A 17,159-nucleotide genomic window follows, 5' to 3' on the forward strand; every position below is an offset into this window, starting at 1 on the left:
ACCGTCCTTCACGTCGCGATCGCCTCTGCCCACCAGCGGTGGTCGGCGAGCACCAGGTACCACGCACGTCCGTCGTCGTCGACGAGCTGCAGTCGGTGCAGCCGTCGACCGCCCGACTCCCACCACCGCACGACGAGCGGCCAGGGACCGGCCCACGCGGTGACCGGTGCGAACCGGCCACCGCGGTCGCCGTCGGACCGGAACCGCTCGGGTTCCCCGGTCAGCGTGCCGCGCTCGTCGACGTCCACGGAGCCGCCGTCGGCTGCGACGACGTCCACCGGTCGGGGCCGCTCGAGCACCGTCGCCGGCGGCGGCCCGGGCAGCCTGCCCGGCCACGGACGGTCGCGGACCACCGCGAGGGCGCGCTCGCCGCCCACGGGCGCGTCGCCCCACGGGACGAGCACCGTGCGTTCGGCGAGCGTGCGGCCGCCCCCGATCCGGGGCGTGACGACCCCGTCGTGTCCGACCATGCCCTGTACGCGGGCCAGGCCGTGGTGCACCCGCTCGTCCGGGCCGGAGCCCCAGAGCCCGCGTTCGTGGTTCGCGAGGTCGTCCACGGCGACGGGCTCGAGCAGGACCGAGGTCACCGGCGCCTCGAGCCCGGTCGGGTCGACCCCGCCCGCGAGTTGCCACCGCACCCGGTCGACCACGTCGGCGGCGTCGAACCACCGCGGGTGCGCCCACACCCGTTCGAGCAGGATGTCCCGCTCGTCGACGATGCCCACGCGGATCGTCGTCGCGACGAGCCCGGCTGCCCGGAGCTTCGCCGCGAAGTCGTCGGCGGACCGGCGGAAGGCGAACGCGATCTGGTCGGCCCGGTCGAGCGCTGGTTCGAACGAGGCCAGGACCTCGAGGTCGGGCGGGACCTCGCGCGCGGAGACCTCCCGCGGGTCACGACCGCCGGCGAGCCGGTGCAGGAAGGCCCCGGGCAGCCCGAACCGGTCGCGCACCTGTTCGTCGGTGAGCGCGGCGAAGTCCCCCAGGGTCGCGATGCCGAGTCGGCCGAGCACCATCGCGAGGTCGGGGTCGCCGAGCACACCGAGCGGCAGCGGGGCGAGGAACTCCGCCGAGCCGCCGACCGGCACCATCCGGACACGTTCACCGGGGCGCCGCGGACGTGCCCGGGCGGCCTGTTCCGCGGCGAACGGGGTGTCCGCCACCCCCGCTCGGACCCCCGGCGCACCGTGGTCGGCAGCGATGCCCGCGAGGACGGTCGCCGCTGCCCGTTCGCCACCGTGGTACCGCGCCGGGCCACGGGCACGCAGCGCGATCGTGCCGGGCCGCAGGACCTCGACCCCGGGTGCTGCCGTCTCGATCGCACGGATCACCGGTTCGAAGGCACGGTGGTCGAGCGCGTCGTCGTAGGGCTGCGTGACGAGGTCGGTGCAGCGCGCCTGGGCCTCCCGCAGACGCAGCCCCCGGACCACCCCGACCTGCCGGGCCGAGGCGGAGCTCGCGAAGACCAGGCCCTTGGCGATGAGGGCGAAGGGCTGCTCCGGCGGTGCGCCGGCGGCACGGGCAGCCGCGATGACGGGCCAGTCCGGGCACCAGAGGACGATCGTGCGGGTGGGTGGCGGTTCCGGCAGCCCGGCACCACGGCTGAGCGCGTCGGCGCGGACGGCACCCGCCCCCGGCAGGCCGACACCCGGCAGGCCGACCCCTGCACCGCCCCGGGGTGCGGTGGCCAGGCCCCGGCGTCCGCGCGGGCTCACGACGCCACCGCCACGGGACGCAGGACCCGCGTGTCGGCCGGCACCACGGCCGCCGTCGGGACGACCGCGCGGACCGAGCCGTCGGCGGCCGGCAGCAGCAGCTCGGTGCTCGTCGGACGCACGGCTCCTGCCCGGCCCGACGCCGTGACGGTCGCCCGACGTTCGGCGAGGTACCCGTGTCCGTGGCCGATCCCGGTCCAGTGCGACTCGGTGACCCGCAGGGTGACGTCGGCACCCGGCCACGACCCGAGTGCGACGAGGGCTGCCCCGCGCTGCCGGAGCCGAGCGGAGAGCCGTGCGACGTCACCGGGGACCACGCGGCCGAGCGGCCGGGTCAGGACGATCTGTGCGACGTCGGCCAGCGCCGCGGTCACCGCGAGCCACTGGTCGCCCGGGTCCGGCACGAGCACGAGCCGTTCGAGGTCGATGCCGGCCGCGGCCGCGGCTTCGACCCCGAAGGACGGCACCCCGACGACCGCGCACCACGACCCGGCGGCCGAGGCGGCCTGCAGCATGGTCTGGGCGAGCAGCACCGACTCGGGCACGGAGTAGGTGCCCCCGGCGCGGATGGCACCACCCGGCAGCAGCGGCACGAGGGCGTCGGCGGTGGGCAGTCCCTCGGTGTCCACCCGGGTCGACTCCATGTCGGCCACCCGCGAGCGGAGCGAGGTGATCCGGTCGAGCGCGGCCCGAGCCGCGGAGACGTGGTCGGACGCCCGCGCTCCCCCGTCACCGCGCCCAGCACCGTTCCGCCCGGTGCGCTCTCGGTCGCCGCGTCCGCGGTCCCCACGCTCACCGGGCGACCGGAGTGCCGTCGCCGTCTGCATTCCCTCATGTTCGAACATGTGTTCGATGATGTCAACCGGCACCGACATCCGGTGGACAACCGGTCGAACACCCGTTCGAGCACCGTCGGAAGATGCCGAGCCCTACCAGCGCGCGGCAGCCCCGACGCCACCGAGCACCGACACCGTCTTCGTCTCGACCTCGTCGGCCTCGTCCGCGGCGGTGGACGACCACGTGACCGCGCCGCCTGCTCCGAGCGACCGCCGTCGGACGGAGCCGTCGGGGTGCAGGACCGTCACCAGTGTCCGGATGGCCACCGACAGATCGACCGTCCCGCTCGCCGAGAAGTACCCGATCGCCCCGGAGTACACCCCGCGCGGCGCCCCCTCCAGCCGGTCCGCGATCGCCGTCCCGCTGGGCTTCGGCGCGCCGGTCATCGACCCCGGCGGGAACGCCGCCCTAACGGCCTCGACCCGCGAGGTCCCCGCCGCCAGCACCCCGGTCACCGTCGACACCATCTGGTGCACGCTCGCGTAGGTCTCGACGTCGCAGAGCCGCTCGACCCGCACGGACCCCGGTCGGGCCGTCCGTTGCAGGTCGTTCCGGAGCAGGTCCACGATCATCACGTTCTCGGCCCGGTCCTTCTCGCTCGACGCGAGCTCCGCGCGTGTCGCGAGGTCCGCCTCCGGGTCGGACCGCCGCGGCCGCGTGCCCTTGATCGGTTCGGCCGACACCCGCCCGTCGGCGTCGATCCGCAGGAACCGTTCGGGCGACCGGCTGGCGATCCGCAGGTCGCCCGTCCGCAGGTAGGCCCCGAAGGGCACCGGGTCCGACCCGCGCAACCGCAGGTACTCGGCCAGGTGCGGGTCGCTGTCGGCGTCCGCCGGCGCGTCCGGCACCGCGAACGCGGTCGTCAGGCACACCTGGAACGCGTTGCCCTCGCGGATCTCGTCGCGACACGCCTCCACGGCGCGCTCGTAGGCGGCGCGGGTGACGCGACCACGGGCCTCCAGGACCGGACCGGTCCGCTGCTGCCGCTCCGGGACGGCCGGGAGGCCCGTGCGGACGTCCGCCACGTCGTCCTGCGTCACCGGGACGCGCAGCCGGGCCAGCCACGCCCGGTTCAGTGCCGACGCGGCGGGCTCGTCGTCGTCGACCAGCGCCACCGCCCACGCGTGCCCGTCGCCGCGCACCAGGACGGCCCGGTCCACGAAGCGGAGGTCGGCGTCGGCGTGCCCGTCGGCGGTGCGGTCGGGTCCGTCGACCTCGCGTCCGAGCTCGTAGCCGAGGAACCCCACCCACCCGAGCGCGAACCCGCAGCCGGCGACCGGTTCCACGAGCGGCGGCGTCCGACGCACCAGGTCGTCGAGGACGGCGAAGGCTGGACGATCCCCGGACCACGACGGGCCGAACCAGCGCCGGGCCGGCGTCGCCACGTCGAGCCGGGCGACCCGGTCCCGGTGGTGGAACCGCGCCGCGAACGGCCCGTCGCTGACCGCCAGCACGGACCACCTCGCCCGCTCGGCGGCTGCAGCCGGGGATCCCGCCGGCAGTGCCGAGTCGAACCAGACCAGGTCGGCCGGGGTGTGCTGCGCGAGCACGGCGAGGTCGACCGGGCCGTCGAGCGCACGGGTCTCGAGCCGGACCGACGAGGCGTCGGCCCGGTCCGGCCCGGTGGTCAGACCGCCGAGATCGTCCATGCTGCGGCGTGCGCGGCGCCCGGCTCGAGCACGACGAGGCCCGCGTCGACGTCGGCCGCGAAGGCGTCGGCGTTGAAGGCGTTCGGCGCGCAGGTCATCGGCTCGACGGCCAGTCCGGCGCGGTGGTACCCGGGTACGACGTGGTCGGCGGTGTGCACCTGGGCCCAGCCGCAGTCCGTGCCGAACGCGACGCTGACGCCGTGTCCGTCGGCCGCGGTGACGGTGATGACGGCGGTGCCCGCGGCGTCGCGGTCGAAGCCGGTGAAGGCGTGGTCGATGAACCGCGTGCCGACAGGCGTCGGGGTGCGGAGGTCGAACTCGTCGTGCACGGGCACCAGCTCGGTCGGGACGAGACGGTCCTCGGTGACCTCGAGCACCTCGGCCGCGGGCAGGGTCAGCGTCCAGTCGTCGACGGTCCCGGCGCCCGCGACGAGGTACGGGTGCGGTCCGGCGCCCCACGGTGCCCGGTCGTCGCCGGTGTTCGTGCCCGTGACGGTCGTGTGCAGGCCGTCGGCGTCCAAGCGGTACTCGACGCGCACCTCGACCCGGTACGGGTAGCCCTCCTGGGGCTGCACGGTGGTCGCGAGCAGGACCCGGTCGGCGTCGTGCTCGAGGACGGCGAACTCGGTCCACGCCACGAGCCCGTGCAGCGCGTGCGAGCGCTTCGGCTCGGTGAGCGCGAGCTCGTGGTCGACGCCGCCGAACGAGTAGCGGCCGTTGACGACGCGGTTCGGCCAGGGCGCGAGGACGGCACCGCGGAAGACCGGGCGCACCTCGTCGGCGTCGAACGTGGTGACGAGGTCACGGCCGTCGTGGCGGAGCGCACGCAGGGTGGCGCCGACGCTCGCGACGTCCGCCGTGTAGCCGTGGGCGGCGATCGACGACTGTGATCCGGACCGGGGGGCTGCGCTGCTCATGCGGCCAGCGTATCGGCCACCCGCGGCACGCATCGGCACGAGCGGAACGGGCTACGTGGACGGGCTGCAGGAACGGACTGCGGGAACGGGAGAAGCCCCGCTGCTCGGAGAGCAACGGGGCTTCGTGGGTGGATCTGAGGGGACTCGAACCCCTGACCCCCTGCATGCCATGCAGGTGCGCTACCAGCTGCGCCACAGACCCAGACTGACGAAGAGAGCCAGTCGGTGTTCCTCCGGTTCCCCGGAGGCACCAGTACAGCGTACACCACGCGAACACCGGGTGACGAAATCGTCGCCGCCACCCGGGCGCGTCGCGGGTCAGGCGGAGTGTTCCGCTGCCTGCGCCTGGTCGACCGGCAGGTCGAGCGGGATGACCGGGCAGTCCGACCAGAGGCGCTCGAGGGAGTAGTACTGCCGCTCTTCCTCGTGGAAGACGTGCACGACGATGTCACCGAAGTCGATGAGCGCCCAACGGCCCTCGCTGCGCCCTTCGCGACGGAGCGGCTTGGCGCCGGCCTCGAGCAGGCGGTCCTCGATCTCGTCGGCGATGGCGAGCACGTTGCGCTCGTTCCGACCGGTGGCGAGGAGGAAGACGTCGGTGAGCTGGAGCGGTCGGGTGACGTCGAGGGCGACGAGGTCCTCGGCCTGCTTGGCGTCGGCCGCTTGAGCGGCGATCTGCACGAGTTCGAGTGCGCGAGCGGAGGCGGTCACGGATTCCTTCCGGTGGTCACCACGACGGGGCGTCGCGGTGGTGCGTGTGGGTCACGATCATAGGTCAGGGCGCCGACACCGGCCATGCCCCGGAACGCCGGGAGGCCCGCACACCGTGCGCGGGCCGCCACCGACGGACGTCGGGTCAGGACCCGAAGGCGTTGGTGGCGACGAGTGCGACGACGATCACACCGGCGGCGACGACACCGACGGCACTCGCCGCGACGGCGAGCACGACCGGGGTCTTCGAGTCCTTGGGCTTCGCAGCGGCCAGGACGACCTGACGCGTCGACGTGTGGCTCGACACCGCACGGCTGGCCCGCACGGGGCTGGCGTCCGTCTCGGGCTGCTCGTCCTGCTGGTCGAGCAACCGGTCGACGTCCGCTCCGTCGATCGGCCGGTGCGACCCGGTCGAGGACAGCGAGGACGGCAGGTCGATCGAGCCGGTCAGGATGACCTCGCCGGTGGCGTTGAGCGCACCGGTGGGGTCGGCCAGGGCCGAGTTCGGCAGGATGATCGCGTTGGAACGGGCTTCTGCGACGCGGCGCGTGCCGGTCTCCTCGTCGTGGACCTCGGCGTCGTTCGAGTCGTGCGCGAAGGTCGACCAGTGTCCGGCGGGGGCGTCGAAGGCCGTCGTGACGGGCTTCGGTTCGCGCGCGGTGTCGGACGACGAGGGCGCCGCCGCCGACCCCGGGCGTGCTGCCGAGCCGGGGCGGGACACCGGGGCGTCGGCGGGCACGACGGGGATCGGGACCTCGTTCGTGTCGTCGTCGTCGAGGTCGAGCGGGAAGACGCCGGGCGCGGCGGCCGGGAGCGTGCCGGCCGCGGTCGGGACGACGTCGTCGATCCCGTCGACCTCGTCGTCGTCCTGCGCGAGCTCGTCCGGGTCCGCGTCGTGCGGCGCCCAGGTCGTGCGGTGGGCGCGCGGTTCCTCGGCGTGGGCGGCGGCTTCCTCGAGGGGCTCGATCGCGTCGGGCGACCCGTCGGCGGCGGTGGCCTGCTCGACGGCCGCGGGCTCGAGGTGCGAGACCTCGGGGTTCGGGTCCTGCCAGTTCGACGACTCGCCGTCCTGGGCAGCGGTGGTGTCGGCGGCCGTGTCGTCCTGCGCGTCACCCGTGGCGTCGTCCGCGTTCGGGTCGTCGGCGGTACCGGATGCCGCGGTCTCGGCCGGGGTCGGCAGCGAGGGCACGCGCGCGTCGGGAGCCGGAGCAGCCGGGTCCGTCAGGGTGCCGAGGACATCCTGGACGGTGCGGTCCGAGGAGTGCGGCGTCGGGTTCTGCAGCGGGACCGGACGGCCGCCCTGCTCCTGCGCCTCGCGGAGCAGCCGCAACTGCCGACGGGACATCCCGCCGGTGCCGGGCACGATCTCGGTGGCGGAGGCCGGGGGCAGGTCGGGGACACCGGCGGAACGCGGTGCCGCGGACTGGGCAGCGGCGGCCGAGCCGGGCGCGACGTGCGAACCGGGCCGACGACGGGCCTCCGGAGCGCTCGGGGCGACGACGGAGGGCGGCGGCGTGGCGGGCTGGGCACCGCCTGAGGCGGCGCGCTCGCGCTCGCGCATCTGGCGCCGTGACAACGGCGGCTGCGCGTCGGACGAACTCATGCAACGCTCCGATACAGATGGTGCTTCGAGATGTACTGGACGACGCCGTCCGGAACGAGGTACCAGACGGGGAACCCGCTTCTCACCCGGTCGCGGCAATCGGTCGAGGATATCGCCAGCGCGGGGACCTCGAGAACACTAACGTCCCGTTCTGGGAGTCCGGTGATGCTCAGCTGGTGACCGGGGCGGGTCACGGCGACGAAGTGCGCCAGGTCCCAGAGCCCGTCGTGGTCCTTCCAGTCGACGATCTGCTGGACCGCGTCGGCTCCGGAGATGAACACGAGCTGCGCGTCGGGCCGCTGTTCGCGCAGGTCCCGCAGCGTGTCGACGGTGTAGGTCGGCCCCGGACGGTCGATGTCCACGCGGCTGACCGTGAACATCGGGTTCGACGCGGTCGCGATCACCGTCATGAGGTACCGGTGTTCGGCGTCGGTGACGTCCGACTTCATGTACGGCTGGCCGGTCGGGACGAAGACGACCTCGTCGAGGTCGAAGTGCTTCGCGACCTCGGAAGCCGCCACGAGGTGTCCGTGGTGGATCGGGTCGAACGTCCCGCCCATCACCCCGATGCGCGGTCGACCCGTGCTCTCGAGCATCGGGGGACGGATCAGATCTTCGAGTGGCCGAACTCGTCCACGCCGGTCTCGTGCTGCCGCGTGGCCTGGAACTTGTGCGAGTGACGGTAGGCGACGTCGCGGAAGCTCCACGTGACGAAGCCCAGGAAGGTGAAGAAGCAGGCGGCGACGACCGGGTAGACGATCGCGGGGACGCCACCGGCGTGCTCGGCGGCCTCAGCGAGGATGTACATCTGGCAGTGCTCCGATCGGTCGAGGAAGACTCCGGACCATCCTAGCCGCGGATGTGTCCCTGCCCGCGCACGAGCCACTTGGTGCTCGTCAGCTCCAGCAGCCCCATCGGCCCCCGGGCGTGCAGCTTCTGCGTGGAGATGCCGACCTCGGCCCCGAAGCCGAACTCCCCGCCGTCGGTGAACCGGGTGGAGGCGTTCACCATCACCACGGCCGAGTCGACGCCGGCCAGGAAGTGCTCGGCCGTGTCGACGTCGTTCGTGACGATCGACTCGGTGTGGTGCGTCGACCACCGGGCGATGTGCGCCATGGCCGCGTCGACGTCGGGCACGACACGGATCGACAGGTCGAGGTCCATCGACTCGGTCGCCCAGTCGGCCTCGGTCGCGCGCAGCACGCCCGGCACGATGGTGCGCGTGGCGTCGTCGCCCCGCAGGGTGACGCCGGCAGCGCGGAGCCGTGCCGTGAGGGCGGGCAGCAGCCGCTCGGCAGCGCGCTCGTGCACCAGGAGCGTCTCGAGGGCGTTGCACACGCTCGGGCGCTGCACCTTGCTGTTCAGGACGATGTCGACGGCCCGGTCGAGCGGCGCGGACTCGTCGAGGAACACGTGCACGACACCGGCGCCGGTCTCGATCACGGGCACCTGCGACTCGGCGACGACCGTCTGGATGAGCGAGGCGCTCCCCCGCGGGATGAGGACGTCGACCAGGCCGCGCGCCCGCATGAGCTCGGTGGCGCCCGGCCGACCGAACTCGTCGATGGTCTGCACGAGTGCCCGCGGCAACCCGACCGAGGCGACGGCGTCCTGGATGCGGCGCACCAGCACGGCGTTCGTGCGCTGCGCAGCGGACCCGCCCCGCAGGACCACGGCGTTGCCGGACTTCAGCGCGAGCGAGGCGATGTCGACCGTCACGTTGGGACGGGCTTCGTAGATCGCGCCGACGACCCCGAACGGCACCCGCACCTGCGTGAGCTGCAGGCCGTTCGGCAGCACGGAGCCGCGGACGTGCTGTCCGACGGGGTCGGTGAGCCCGACGACGTGCTCGACGGCGTCGGCGAGGGCGTCCACCCGGTCCACGTCGAGTCGCAGCCGGTCCAGCAGCCCGGAGGACAGCCCGTCGTCCTGTCCGGCGACGAGGTCCTCGTGGTTCGCCGTCACGATGTCGGCGGTCCCGGCGCGCAGTTCGTGCGCGATCGCGCGGAGCGCCGCGTCCTTCACCGCGGTCGTCGCGGTGGCCAGGGCCGTCGACGCCGTCCGCGCTGCCGTGAGGACGTCGACGAGGGTCGGGACGGGAGCGGTGGTCGGCATGAGCCGATTGTAGGTCGGTGACCGGTCGCGTGACGCGCCCTGTGGACGGACGGGAGGCGCGCCTCCTGGCTGTGGACAGCCACCGGTCGTTCGGTGCGCGGCCCACTCCGGCGGCGCCGTCAGGGACGCGGTGCGGCATGGAACCAGGTGCCGACGTGCTCGCCACCGAGGGCGCGCTCGACGAGCGGCGTCGCGGTGACGAGGACCGCGGTGCCGGCCTCGGCGGCGAGGCGGGCGGCGGCGACCTTCGTGGCGGCTCCCCCGGTGCCGACGCCCGCGGCACCGATCGAACCGAACGTCACGCCCGCGAGCTCGTCGCCGAACGGGACCTCGTCGATGCGCGCGGCCCCGGGCTGCTCCGGCGGCTTCGTGTAGAGCGCCTCGACGTCGGACAGGAGCACCAGGGCGTCCGCCTCGAGCTCACGGGCGACGAGTGCGGCGAGCCGGTCGTTGTCGCCGAAGCGGATCTCGTGCGTCGCGACGGTGTCGTTCTCGTTGACGATCGGGAGGACCCGCAGTTCCAGCAGCCGGTTCATCGCCCGACGGGCGTTCACCCGGTGCGTCGGGTTCTGCAGGTCACCGGCGGTGAGCAGGACCTGGGCCGCGGTGACCCCGTGCCGGTCGAGTTCCTTCTGGTACCGGAAGACCAGGACGGCCTGCCCCGTCGCGGCCGCGGCCTGCTGGGTGGCGAGGTCGTCCGGGCGCCCCTCGATGCCGAGGAACGGGAACCCGGTCGCGATCGCCCCCGAGGACACGAGCACGACCTCGGTCCCCCGACCGTGCGCACCGACCAGGGCGTCCACGAGCGGGGCGATCTGCCCGGCGTTGTCCCCGCTCACCGAGGACGAGCCGACCTTGACGACGATCCGCCGGGCACTCGACAGGTCGGCACGGTCGGCGACGGCCACGGGACGGGTGCGCTGCTCGGTCATGTCGGGGCGGTCACTCCCGCTCGGACGCTGCCGGCTCGGCCGCGGTCTGCTCGGCCGAGGCCTGCTCGGCGGCCGGCTCGTCCGCCCACAGCCCGGCACGACGCTCCTGCTCGAGCTCGGCGCGGGCGGCGGCCTTAGCGTCCATGCGCTCGAAGTAGTCGGCGCGACGCTCGTTGCGGGTCGGGCGGGCGTTGAGGTCGAGGCGGGAGTCGGTACCGCGCGCGCTCGTGATGAGCTCGGCGGTCGAGGTCAGCGTCGGCTCCCAGTCGAAGATCATGCCGCCGTCGCCACCGATGACCACGGTGGACCCGGCGACGGCTCCGGCCTTGAACAGGCCGTCCTCGACGCCGAGCTTCGCCAGCCGGTCGGCCAGGTAGCCGATGGCCTCTTCGTTGGTGAAGTCGGTCTGCTGCACCCAGCGCTCCGGCTTCGCACCGCGGACCCGGTAGAAGCGGTGCTCCTCGCCGCCCTCGGCACGCACGGTGAACGGCTTCTCGTCGACGGCCTTCGGGCGGAGCACGATGCGCTCGACCGCGGGCTCGGCGGCCTGCTCGGCGCGCGCCTGCTCGACGACGTCGGCCAGGGCGAAGGTCAGTTCACGCAGGCCCTTGTGCGAGGCGGTCGAGATCGGGAAGACCCGGTAGCCACGGGACTCGAACTCGGCGGTCACGAAGGCCGCCAGCTCGGCGGCGTCCGGCACGTCGATCTTGTTGAGCGCGATGAGCTGCGGTCGCTCGAGGAGCGGCACCTGGCCCTCGGGCACCGGGTACTGCTCGAGTTCGCGCAGGATGACGTCGAGGTCGCTGATCGGGTCGCGGCCGGCGTCGAGCGTGGCGCAGTCGATGACGTGCAGCAGGGCTTCGCAGCGCTCGACGTGGCGGAGGAACTCGAGCCCGAGGCCCTTGCCCTCGGACGCACCCTCGATGAGCCCCGGGACGTCCGCGACCGTGAAGCGCGTGCTGCCGGACTCGACGACGCCGAGGTTCGGCGTGAGGGTGGTGAACGGGTAGTCGGCGATCTTCGGCTTCGCTGCCGAGATCGCGGCGATGAGCGAGGACTTGCCCGCACTCGGGTAGCCGACCAGGGCCACGTCGGCGATGGTCTTCAGCTCGAGGCTGACGTCGCCGCTCCAGCCGTCGGTGCCGAGGAGCGCGAACCCGGGGGCCTTGCGCTTGGTGGTGGCGAGCGCGGCGTTGCCGAGTCCGCCCTGTCCGCCGGGGCCGACGACGACGCGGATGCCCGGCTCGGTGAGGTCCGCGAGCACCTCGCCGTCCTCGTCGTACACGACCGTGCCGACGGGGACGGGGAGCTCGAGCGTCTCACCGCTGACACCGCTGCGGTGGTCGCCCATGCCCGGCTGGCCGTTGCGGCTCGAGCGGTGGGGCGACCGGTGGTAGCCCAGGAGGGTCGTGACCTGCGGGTCGGAGACGAGCACGATGTCGCCGCCGTCACCGCCGTTGCCGCCGTCGGGGCCCGCGAGGGGCTTGAACTTCTCGCGACGGACGGACACACAGCCGTTGCCACCGTTGCCTGCCGTCAGGTGCAGGGTCACGCGGTCGACGAACGTCGCCATGGGTTCACTCCTGGTTGTCGTGGGGGAATGCAGAAGAGGGGCAGGCACACGGCCTGCCCCTCCCGCTGAGCTCGATCGTCAGCGACTACGCGTTGACGATGTTGATGACCTTGCGGCCACCCTTGGTGCCGAACTCGACCGAACCGGCCGAGAGGGCGAACAGCGTGTCGTCGCCACCACGGCCGACGTTGGCGCCGGGGTGGAAGTGCGTGCCACGCTGGCGGACGATGATCTCGCCGGCGTTGACGACCTCGCCACCGAAGCGCTTCACGCCGAGGCGCTGTGCGTTCGAGTCGCGACCGTTGCGAGTGGAACTCGCACCCTTCTTGTGTGCCATGTCTCTACCTCCGCCTTACGCGATCTTCGTGACCTTGACGCGCGTGAGATCCGCGCGGAAGCCCTGGCGCTTCTTGTAACCGGTCTTGTTCTTGAACTTCTGGATGACGACCTTCGGGCCGCGGAGGTCGGCGAGGACCTCGGCCGTGACGGTCACGTTGGCGAGCTCGGCCGCGGCGGAGGTGATCTTGTCCCCGTCCACGAGGAGCACCGGCGCGAGGTCGATGTTGCCATTGTCGTCGGCCTTGATGCGGTCGATGGTGATGATCGAGCCGACCTCGACCTTCTCCTGACGGCCGCCGGCGCGCACTACTGCGTAAACCACGTGGATTCCTTACGTACTCTGCTTGAGGGAAGTCTCGGGTGCCCACTTCTGCGCGACCTGCCCGGACTGCCCCGATGGTCTGGTTCGGTCCGGGTCCCGGGTTGCCCCGGGACGATCGGCGACGCAGGCAGAATGGCCCGCTGACACCAGGGATCGAGAATACTCGATCCGACCAGGCGGGTCAAACGCCGACACACGTACCATCGAGGGATGACCGTGCTGATCGATCCCCCGGCCTGGCCCGCGCACGACACGCTGTGGTCACACCTGGTCAGTGACTCATCCTACGACGAGCTGCACGCCTTCGCCGACCGTGCGGGCGTGCCGCGGCGCGCCTTCGACCACGACCACTACGACGTGCCGCAGTCGCGGTACGCCGAACTGGTGGCGTCCGGGGCGTCCCCGGTGACGGGTCGGGAGCTCGTGCTGCGCCTCATCGCCAGCGGACTGCGCGTGCCCCAGCGGGACAAGCGCAGCTGACGCCGGAGGACCCGCGGCGCTGACCACGTCCGACGCGCGGCGCTGACCCGCAGGACGCGCGGCCGTCCCCGCGGGACGAGCGGCTGCTCCTGCGGACCAGCGGCTGTCCAGTGGGACGAGGGCGCTCAGCGGCGCGGCGGAGTGGACGGCCCGGTGCGCGGACGCCCGAGCAGCAGCCACGCCACGGTCGCCGTGCCGAGCAGCATGAGCGTGAGGGGCAGCCCGATCTGCAGCGGTGTGGTCACCACGTCGACGAACACCCGTCCGAGGCCCCGTCCGACGCTCCCCTGCCGGACGGCCGCGTAGGCCCCCGTGGCGACCCCGACGAGCGCCAGGGCGAGGGCGCCCGCCGCTCCCGCCAGGAGCGCGCGCACGAGCACGACGGGCAGCGGTGCGCGGGGCACCACCGGCACCAGGAACGCGAGCGCGAGGAAGGCCCCGACGTAGAACGGGGTGCGCGCGACGAAGACGCCCTGGACGAAGGCCTCGACCAGGCTCGTCCCGCCGTGGCTGAGGAAGGGTCCGACGAGCGTGCTCGACCCGAGCAGGCCGACGACGCCGGCGAGGAACTCGACCACGACGACGCTGACGACCGTGAGGGCGGCGCCGGTCGTCGCGATCCGGGAGGCTCCGGGCGCGATCGTGCCCGTCCGCTCGGCCGGGCGCGGGGCCGGCGGTGCGGACCGCGGTCCGGGCGGCGGGACGGCCGCCCACCCGGACGGCCCCGGTCCGGGGACGTGGTGTCCCGGCCCGGGGCCGTCCGTGGGGTGGTCGGCGGTCACGTCACTGCCCGAGGATGACGGTGCCGTCGTCTTCGGTGCCGGTGCCGTCCGTGGCGGTCGGGGTCGCCGGGGCGCTGATGCTCCCCGAGGAGACGCGACGCGACCGCGAGCGCCCCTGTCCGGGCTGCTTGGGCTCGGGCAGCGCCTGCAGGACGGAGTCGAGCAGGGACTCGGCCGCCTCGGCGGGCACCCGACGCGGTTCGCGCTTCGTGGCGCCGACCGGGATGTCGAGGATGGCCACCGTGGTGTCCGCGGGCGTGATCGCGGCCGACGAGCTCACCCGACGGCGACCGGCGGGGCGCTCCTTCGGTGCCGCCTCGGCCTCCGACGCCACCGGCTGCTCGGCCTGGCGCGGTTGGGCCGCCTCCGCCGAGTGCGACCGCTGCGGCTGCTGCGACTGCTGCGGCTGCTCGGTGGGGGCGTCCGCTGCGGACGTCGTCCCGGGCAGCACGGCCTCCGCGGCCGGGGTCTCGAGCGTCGACGACTGCGGCGCGTCTCCGGCGCGGCTGCCGCGACGGCGACGCCGCTTCGACCCGCCGGTGGGCTCCGCCGGCGTCTCCGCCGCCGGGGCGACCGGTGAGGTGGGCGACGCGACCGTCACCGGCGACACCGGCGAGACGGTCGTGGCGATCCCGGTGACGGGCTCACCGGACTCATCGTGGCCGATCGTCGACGCGGCGATCCGCGACAGGGCGTGCTTCACGTCGTCGGTGATCTGGTGCGCCGAGGACTTCTGCTCGGACGCGCCGTTGCCACCGTTCGACCCGTTGCCGTTGCCGTTGCCGTTGCCGCCGGTCGAACCGCTGCGCGCCTTGCGGCGCCCCTTGCTCGGACCCGGGTCGGCGTTGTTGTCGTTGACCTTCGCGTTGACCTCGTCGAGCGACTCGCGCAGGCCGACGCCGATCTTCTTGCGGGTCATCTGCACGAGGCCGAGCGAGGTGACCTCGGCGACCTGGTGCTTCGTGCGGTCGCGGCTCAGGCACTCGACGAGACGGCGCAGCACGAGGTCGCGGTTCTCCTCGAGCACCATGTCGATGAAGTCGACGACGATGATCCCGCCGATGTCGCGCAGGCGGAGCTGACGGACGATCTCCTCGGCGGCCTCGAGGTTGTTCTTCGTGACCGTCTCCTCGAGGTTGCCCCCGGAGCCGACGAACTTGCCGGTGTTGACGTCGACGACCGTCATGGCCTCGGTGCGGTCGATGACGAGCGAGCCACCGGAGGGCAGCCAGACCTTGCGGTCCAGGGCCTTCTCGATCTGCTCGTTCAGGCGGTACTCCTCGAACGAGTCCGGCCCGTCGTAGAGCTCGACGCGGTCCTTGAGGTCCGGGGCGACGGCGCTGAGGTACTCGTCGATCGTCTGGCGGGCGGACTCGCCGTCGATGATGAGCTTCGTGAAGTCCTCGTTGAAGACGTCGCGGACGATCTTGACGAGCAGGTCGGGCTCCGAGTGCAGCATGACCGGGGCCTGCCCGTTCTGCACCTTCTTCTCGATGGCCTCCCACTGGCTGGTGAGGCGCTGCACGTCGCGCGTGAGCTGGTCCTCGGTGGCGCCCTCGGCGGCCGTGCGCACGATGACGCCGGCGTGCTCGGGGAGGACCTCCTTGAGGATCTTCTTGAGACGGGCACGCTCGGTGTCCGGCAGCTTGCGGGAGATCCCGTTCATCGAGCCGTTCGGCACGTAGACGAGGTACCGACCCGGCAGCGAGACCTGGCTGGTGAGGCGGGCGCCCTTGTGGCCGACCGGGTCCTTCGTGACCTGCACGAGCACCTTGTCGCCGGGCTTGAGCGCGGCCTCGATGCGACGACCGTGGCTGGTGTCCACCGAGTTCCAGTCGACCTCGCCGGCGTAGAGCACGGCGTTGCGGCCACGGCCGATGTCGACGAAGGCTGCTTCCATCGACGGCAGGACGTTCTGCACCTTGCCGAGGTAGACGTTCCCGATGAGCGAGACGTTCTGCGACTTGGTGACGTAGTGCTCGGCGAGGACGTTGTCCTCGAGCACGCCGATCTCGATCGTGGACGAGCTCGACCGGACGATCATCTGGCGGTCGACGCTCTCGCGGCGGGCGAGGAACTCGTCCTCGGTCACGACCTGGCGGCGGCGTCCGGCGTCACGGCCGTCGCGACGTCGCTGCTTCTTGGCCTCGAGGCGGGTCGACCCCTTGATGCGCTGGGGCTCGGTGATGAGCTCCGGCTCGCGGCGGCGCGGTTCGGCCTGCTCGCGGTCGCTGCTGCTACCACGACGACGGGTCCGACGGCGGCCGCCGCCCTGCTCGTCGCGGTCCTCGTCGTCCCAGCGGTCGGACCGGTCGGGACGGTCCTCGTGCTCGTACCGGTCGCCGCGGTCGGCGCGGTCGAACCGGTCACCACGACCGGCGCGCTCGCCCCGCTCGCCGCGGTCCGAGCGGTCGAACCGGTCACCGCGGTCGCGGTCACGATCACGGTCGGACCGTGCCGGTCGCTCCGGCAGCACCGGGGCGTGGAAGATCAGGCTGAGGGTGCTGGTCGCCTTCGGCACGAACGGCTCGGCGGGTGCCGGGGCCGTCTCGGCCGGACGGGAGGCCCGTCCCGCGTCCGTCGCGTCGGCGGCGTCCGCCTCGACCTCTGCCTCGACCTCTGCCTCGACCGGGGATGCCGGCTCGGGGTCGGTGCCCGCGAGTTCCTCGGTCGAGGTCGCCGTCGATGCGACCGCGTCCTGGGCCGGAGCGTCCGCGGCGGACTCCTGCGCGACGACGGGCAGGTCGCCGGTCAGCGTGCTGACGTTGACGTCCTCCGGGGCGGTGCCCGCGCCCGAGGTCGTGTCGACCGCGACGGAGAGCGCCTCGTCGGTGTCGGTCGCGGGTGCCGTCTGCTCGACGTCGGCCTCGGCCGTGTCGGTCACGTCGGCGGTGTCCGTGACGTCGGAGACGTCGACCGCCTCGGCGTCGACCGTCTCGGCACCGGCCGCCTCGGCGTCCAACGCTCCGCTCGCGCCGGCGACCCCGGCCTGGGCCGTCTCGTCCGTCGCGACCGCGTCGGTCGCCGTGTCGGGCTGCGCCGCCGTGTCGGACTGATCAGGGGCCTCCAGGCCGCCCGACCGGGCGCGACGGCCACCGAACAGGCGGGTCCGGCGCTTCGGCGCGTCGTCGGTGTTCTGGTTCTGGTTCTCGTTCTGCTCCACCATGGACTGGTGCACTCCTCGACC

16 protein-coding genes and 1 tRNA gene are annotated in these 17,159 nt (G+C 73.2%); 1 reads left to right on the top strand and 16 read right to left on the bottom strand.

All coding sequences use genetic code 11. The annotated features are described in order from the left end of the window. Positions 1 to 8 precede the first annotated feature (8 nt). The 14 genes from KM842_RS07970 to rplU form a co-directional block, all read right to left on the bottom strand. A complete protein-coding gene (locus KM842_RS07970) occupies positions 9 to 1,586 on the bottom strand; it encodes a DNA polymerase Y family protein (protein WP_253206355.1) in 1,578 nt (525 codons plus the stop codon). A 122-nt stretch (positions 1,587 to 1,708) separates the two neighbouring features. Beyond that, on the bottom strand, positions 1,709 to 2,557 hold the full coding sequence (gene imuA' / locus KM842_RS07975; protein WP_253206044.1) for a DnaE2-dependent mutagenesis accessory factor ImuA': 849 nt from the start codon (positions 2,555 to 2,557) through the stop codon (positions 1,709 to 1,711). Between the two features lie 84 nt (positions 2,558 to 2,641). Continuing rightward, positions 2,642 to 4,198, bottom strand: a complete 1,557-nt coding sequence (locus KM842_RS07980; RefSeq protein WP_216257369.1) for an anthranilate synthase component I family protein — start codon at positions 4,196 to 4,198, stop codon at positions 2,642 to 2,644. Further along, entirely contained in the window at positions 4,177 to 5,115 is a 939-nt protein-coding gene (locus KM842_RS07985; protein ID WP_216257370.1) for an aldose 1-epimerase family protein, read from the bottom strand. Before KM842_RS07985 ends, KM842_RS07980 begins: the two co-directional genes overlap by 22 nt. Before the next feature lie 129 nt (positions 5,116 to 5,244). Further along, positions 5,245 to 5,317 (bottom strand) — tRNA-Ala (locus KM842_RS07990). A gap of 116 nt (positions 5,318 to 5,433) precedes the next feature. Next, on the bottom strand, positions 5,434 to 5,826 hold the full coding sequence (rsfS, locus tag KM842_RS07995; protein WP_216257371.1) for a ribosome silencing factor: 393 nt from the start codon (positions 5,824 to 5,826) through the stop codon (positions 5,434 to 5,436). A 145-nt stretch (positions 5,827 to 5,971) separates the two neighbouring features. Further along, positions 5,972 to 7,429: a hypothetical protein gene (locus KM842_RS08000; protein ID WP_216257372.1), complete on the bottom strand. Its 1,458-nt coding sequence runs from the start codon at positions 7,427 to 7,429 to the stop codon at positions 5,972 to 5,974. Beyond that, complete coding sequence (gene nadD, locus KM842_RS08005; protein ID WP_216257374.1) at positions 7,426 to 8,025, bottom strand: nicotinate-nucleotide adenylyltransferase; 600 nt, start codon at positions 8,023 to 8,025, stop codon at positions 7,426 to 7,428. Before nadD ends, KM842_RS08000 begins: the two co-directional genes overlap by 4 nt. Positions 8,026 to 8,036: 11 nt before the next feature. Next, positions 8,037 to 8,237 carry a hypothetical protein gene (locus KM842_RS08010; protein ID WP_216257376.1) on the bottom strand — a complete coding sequence of 67 codons (201 nt, stop codon included), beginning with the start codon at positions 8,235 to 8,237 and terminating at the stop codon, positions 8,037 to 8,039. 41 nt (positions 8,238 to 8,278) lie between these two features. Beyond that, positions 8,279 to 9,544, bottom strand: a complete 1,266-nt coding sequence (locus tag KM842_RS08015) for a glutamate-5-semialdehyde dehydrogenase (RefSeq protein WP_216257377.1) — start codon at positions 9,542 to 9,544, stop codon at positions 8,279 to 8,281. A 119-nt stretch (positions 9,545 to 9,663) separates the two neighbouring features. After that, positions 9,664 to 10,452, bottom strand: coding sequence for a glutamate 5-kinase (proB, locus tag KM842_RS08020; protein WP_216262221.1), 789 nt, complete (start codon positions 10,450 to 10,452; stop codon positions 9,664 to 9,666). Positions 10,453 to 10,486: 34 nt separating this feature from the next. After that, entirely contained in the window at positions 10,487 to 12,049 is a 1,563-nt protein-coding gene (gene obgE, locus KM842_RS08025; protein WP_216257379.1) for a GTPase ObgE, read from the bottom strand. 85 nt (positions 12,050 to 12,134) lie between these two features. Then, positions 12,135 to 12,386 carry a 50S ribosomal protein L27 gene (rpmA, locus tag KM842_RS08030; RefSeq protein WP_111081199.1) on the bottom strand — a complete coding sequence of 84 codons (252 nt, stop codon included), beginning with the start codon at positions 12,384 to 12,386 and terminating at the stop codon, positions 12,135 to 12,137. Between the two features lie 15 nt (positions 12,387 to 12,401). Continuing rightward, complete coding sequence (gene rplU, locus KM842_RS08035; RefSeq protein ID WP_111052511.1) at positions 12,402 to 12,710, bottom strand: 50S ribosomal protein L21; 309 nt, start codon at positions 12,708 to 12,710, stop codon at positions 12,402 to 12,404. A gap of 210 nt (positions 12,711 to 12,920) precedes the next feature. Between rplU and KM842_RS08040 the strand changes: the two genes are divergently transcribed. Beyond that, positions 12,921 to 13,190, top strand: coding sequence for a DUF4031 domain-containing protein (locus KM842_RS08040; protein ID WP_216257380.1), 270 nt, complete (start codon positions 12,921 to 12,923; stop codon positions 13,188 to 13,190). A 125-nt stretch (positions 13,191 to 13,315) separates the two neighbouring features. Here KM842_RS08040 and KM842_RS08045 read toward each other — a convergent pair whose 3' ends face one another. Further along, positions 13,316 to 13,972, bottom strand: coding sequence for a hypothetical protein (locus KM842_RS08045; RefSeq protein WP_216257382.1), 657 nt, complete (start codon positions 13,970 to 13,972; stop codon positions 13,316 to 13,318). Position 13,973: 1 nt separating this feature from the next. Next, positions 13,974 to 17,138, bottom strand: a complete 3,165-nt coding sequence (locus KM842_RS08050) for an Rne/Rng family ribonuclease (RefSeq protein ID WP_216257384.1) — start codon at positions 17,136 to 17,138, stop codon at positions 13,974 to 13,976. Between the last annotated feature and the right edge of the window lie 21 nt (positions 17,139 to 17,159).

The organism is Curtobacterium sp. L6-1, assembly GCF_018885305.1.
Taxonomy (GTDB): domain Bacteria; phylum Actinomycetota; class Actinomycetes; order Actinomycetales; family Microbacteriaceae; genus Curtobacterium; species Curtobacterium aetherium.

Coding starts and splice junctions, on each gene's coding strand:
- imuA' (WP_253206044.1), bottom strand. CDS start 2,557: ATGTTCGAACATGAGGGAATGCAGACGGCGACGGCACTCCGGTCGCCC.
- KM842_RS07980 (WP_216257369.1), bottom strand. CDS start 4,198: ATGGACGATCTCGGCGGTCTGACCACCGGGCCGGACCGGGCCGACGCC.
- KM842_RS07985 (WP_216257370.1), bottom strand. CDS start 5,115: ATGAGCAGCGCAGCCCCCCGGTCCGGATCACAGTCGTCGATCGCCGCC.
- KM842_RS08000 (WP_216257372.1), bottom strand. CDS start 7,429: ATGAGTTCGTCCGACGCGCAGCCGCCGTTGTCACGGCGCCAGATGCGC.
- nadD (WP_216257374.1), bottom strand. CDS start 8,025: ATGCTCGAGAGCACGGGTCGACCGCGCATCGGGGTGATGGGCGGGACG.
- KM842_RS08010 (WP_216257376.1), bottom strand. CDS start 8,237: ATGTACATCCTCGCTGAGGCCGCCGAGCACGCCGGTGGCGTCCCCGCG.
- KM842_RS08015 (WP_216257377.1), bottom strand. CDS start 9,544: ATGCCGACCACCGCTCCCGTCCCGACCCTCGTCGACGTCCTCACGGCA.
- obgE (WP_216257379.1), bottom strand. CDS start 12,049: ATGGCGACGTTCGTCGACCGCGTGACCCTGCACCTGACGGCAGGCAAC.
- rpmA (WP_111081199.1), bottom strand. CDS start 12,386: ATGGCACACAAGAAGGGTGCGAGTTCCACTCGCAACGGTCGCGACTCG.
- KM842_RS08040 (WP_216257380.1), top strand. CDS start 12,921: ATGACCGTGCTGATCGATCCCCCGGCCTGGCCCGCGCACGACACGCTG.
- KM842_RS08050 (WP_216257384.1), bottom strand. CDS start 17,138: ATGGTGGAGCAGAACGAGAACCAGAACCAGAACACCGACGACGCGCCG.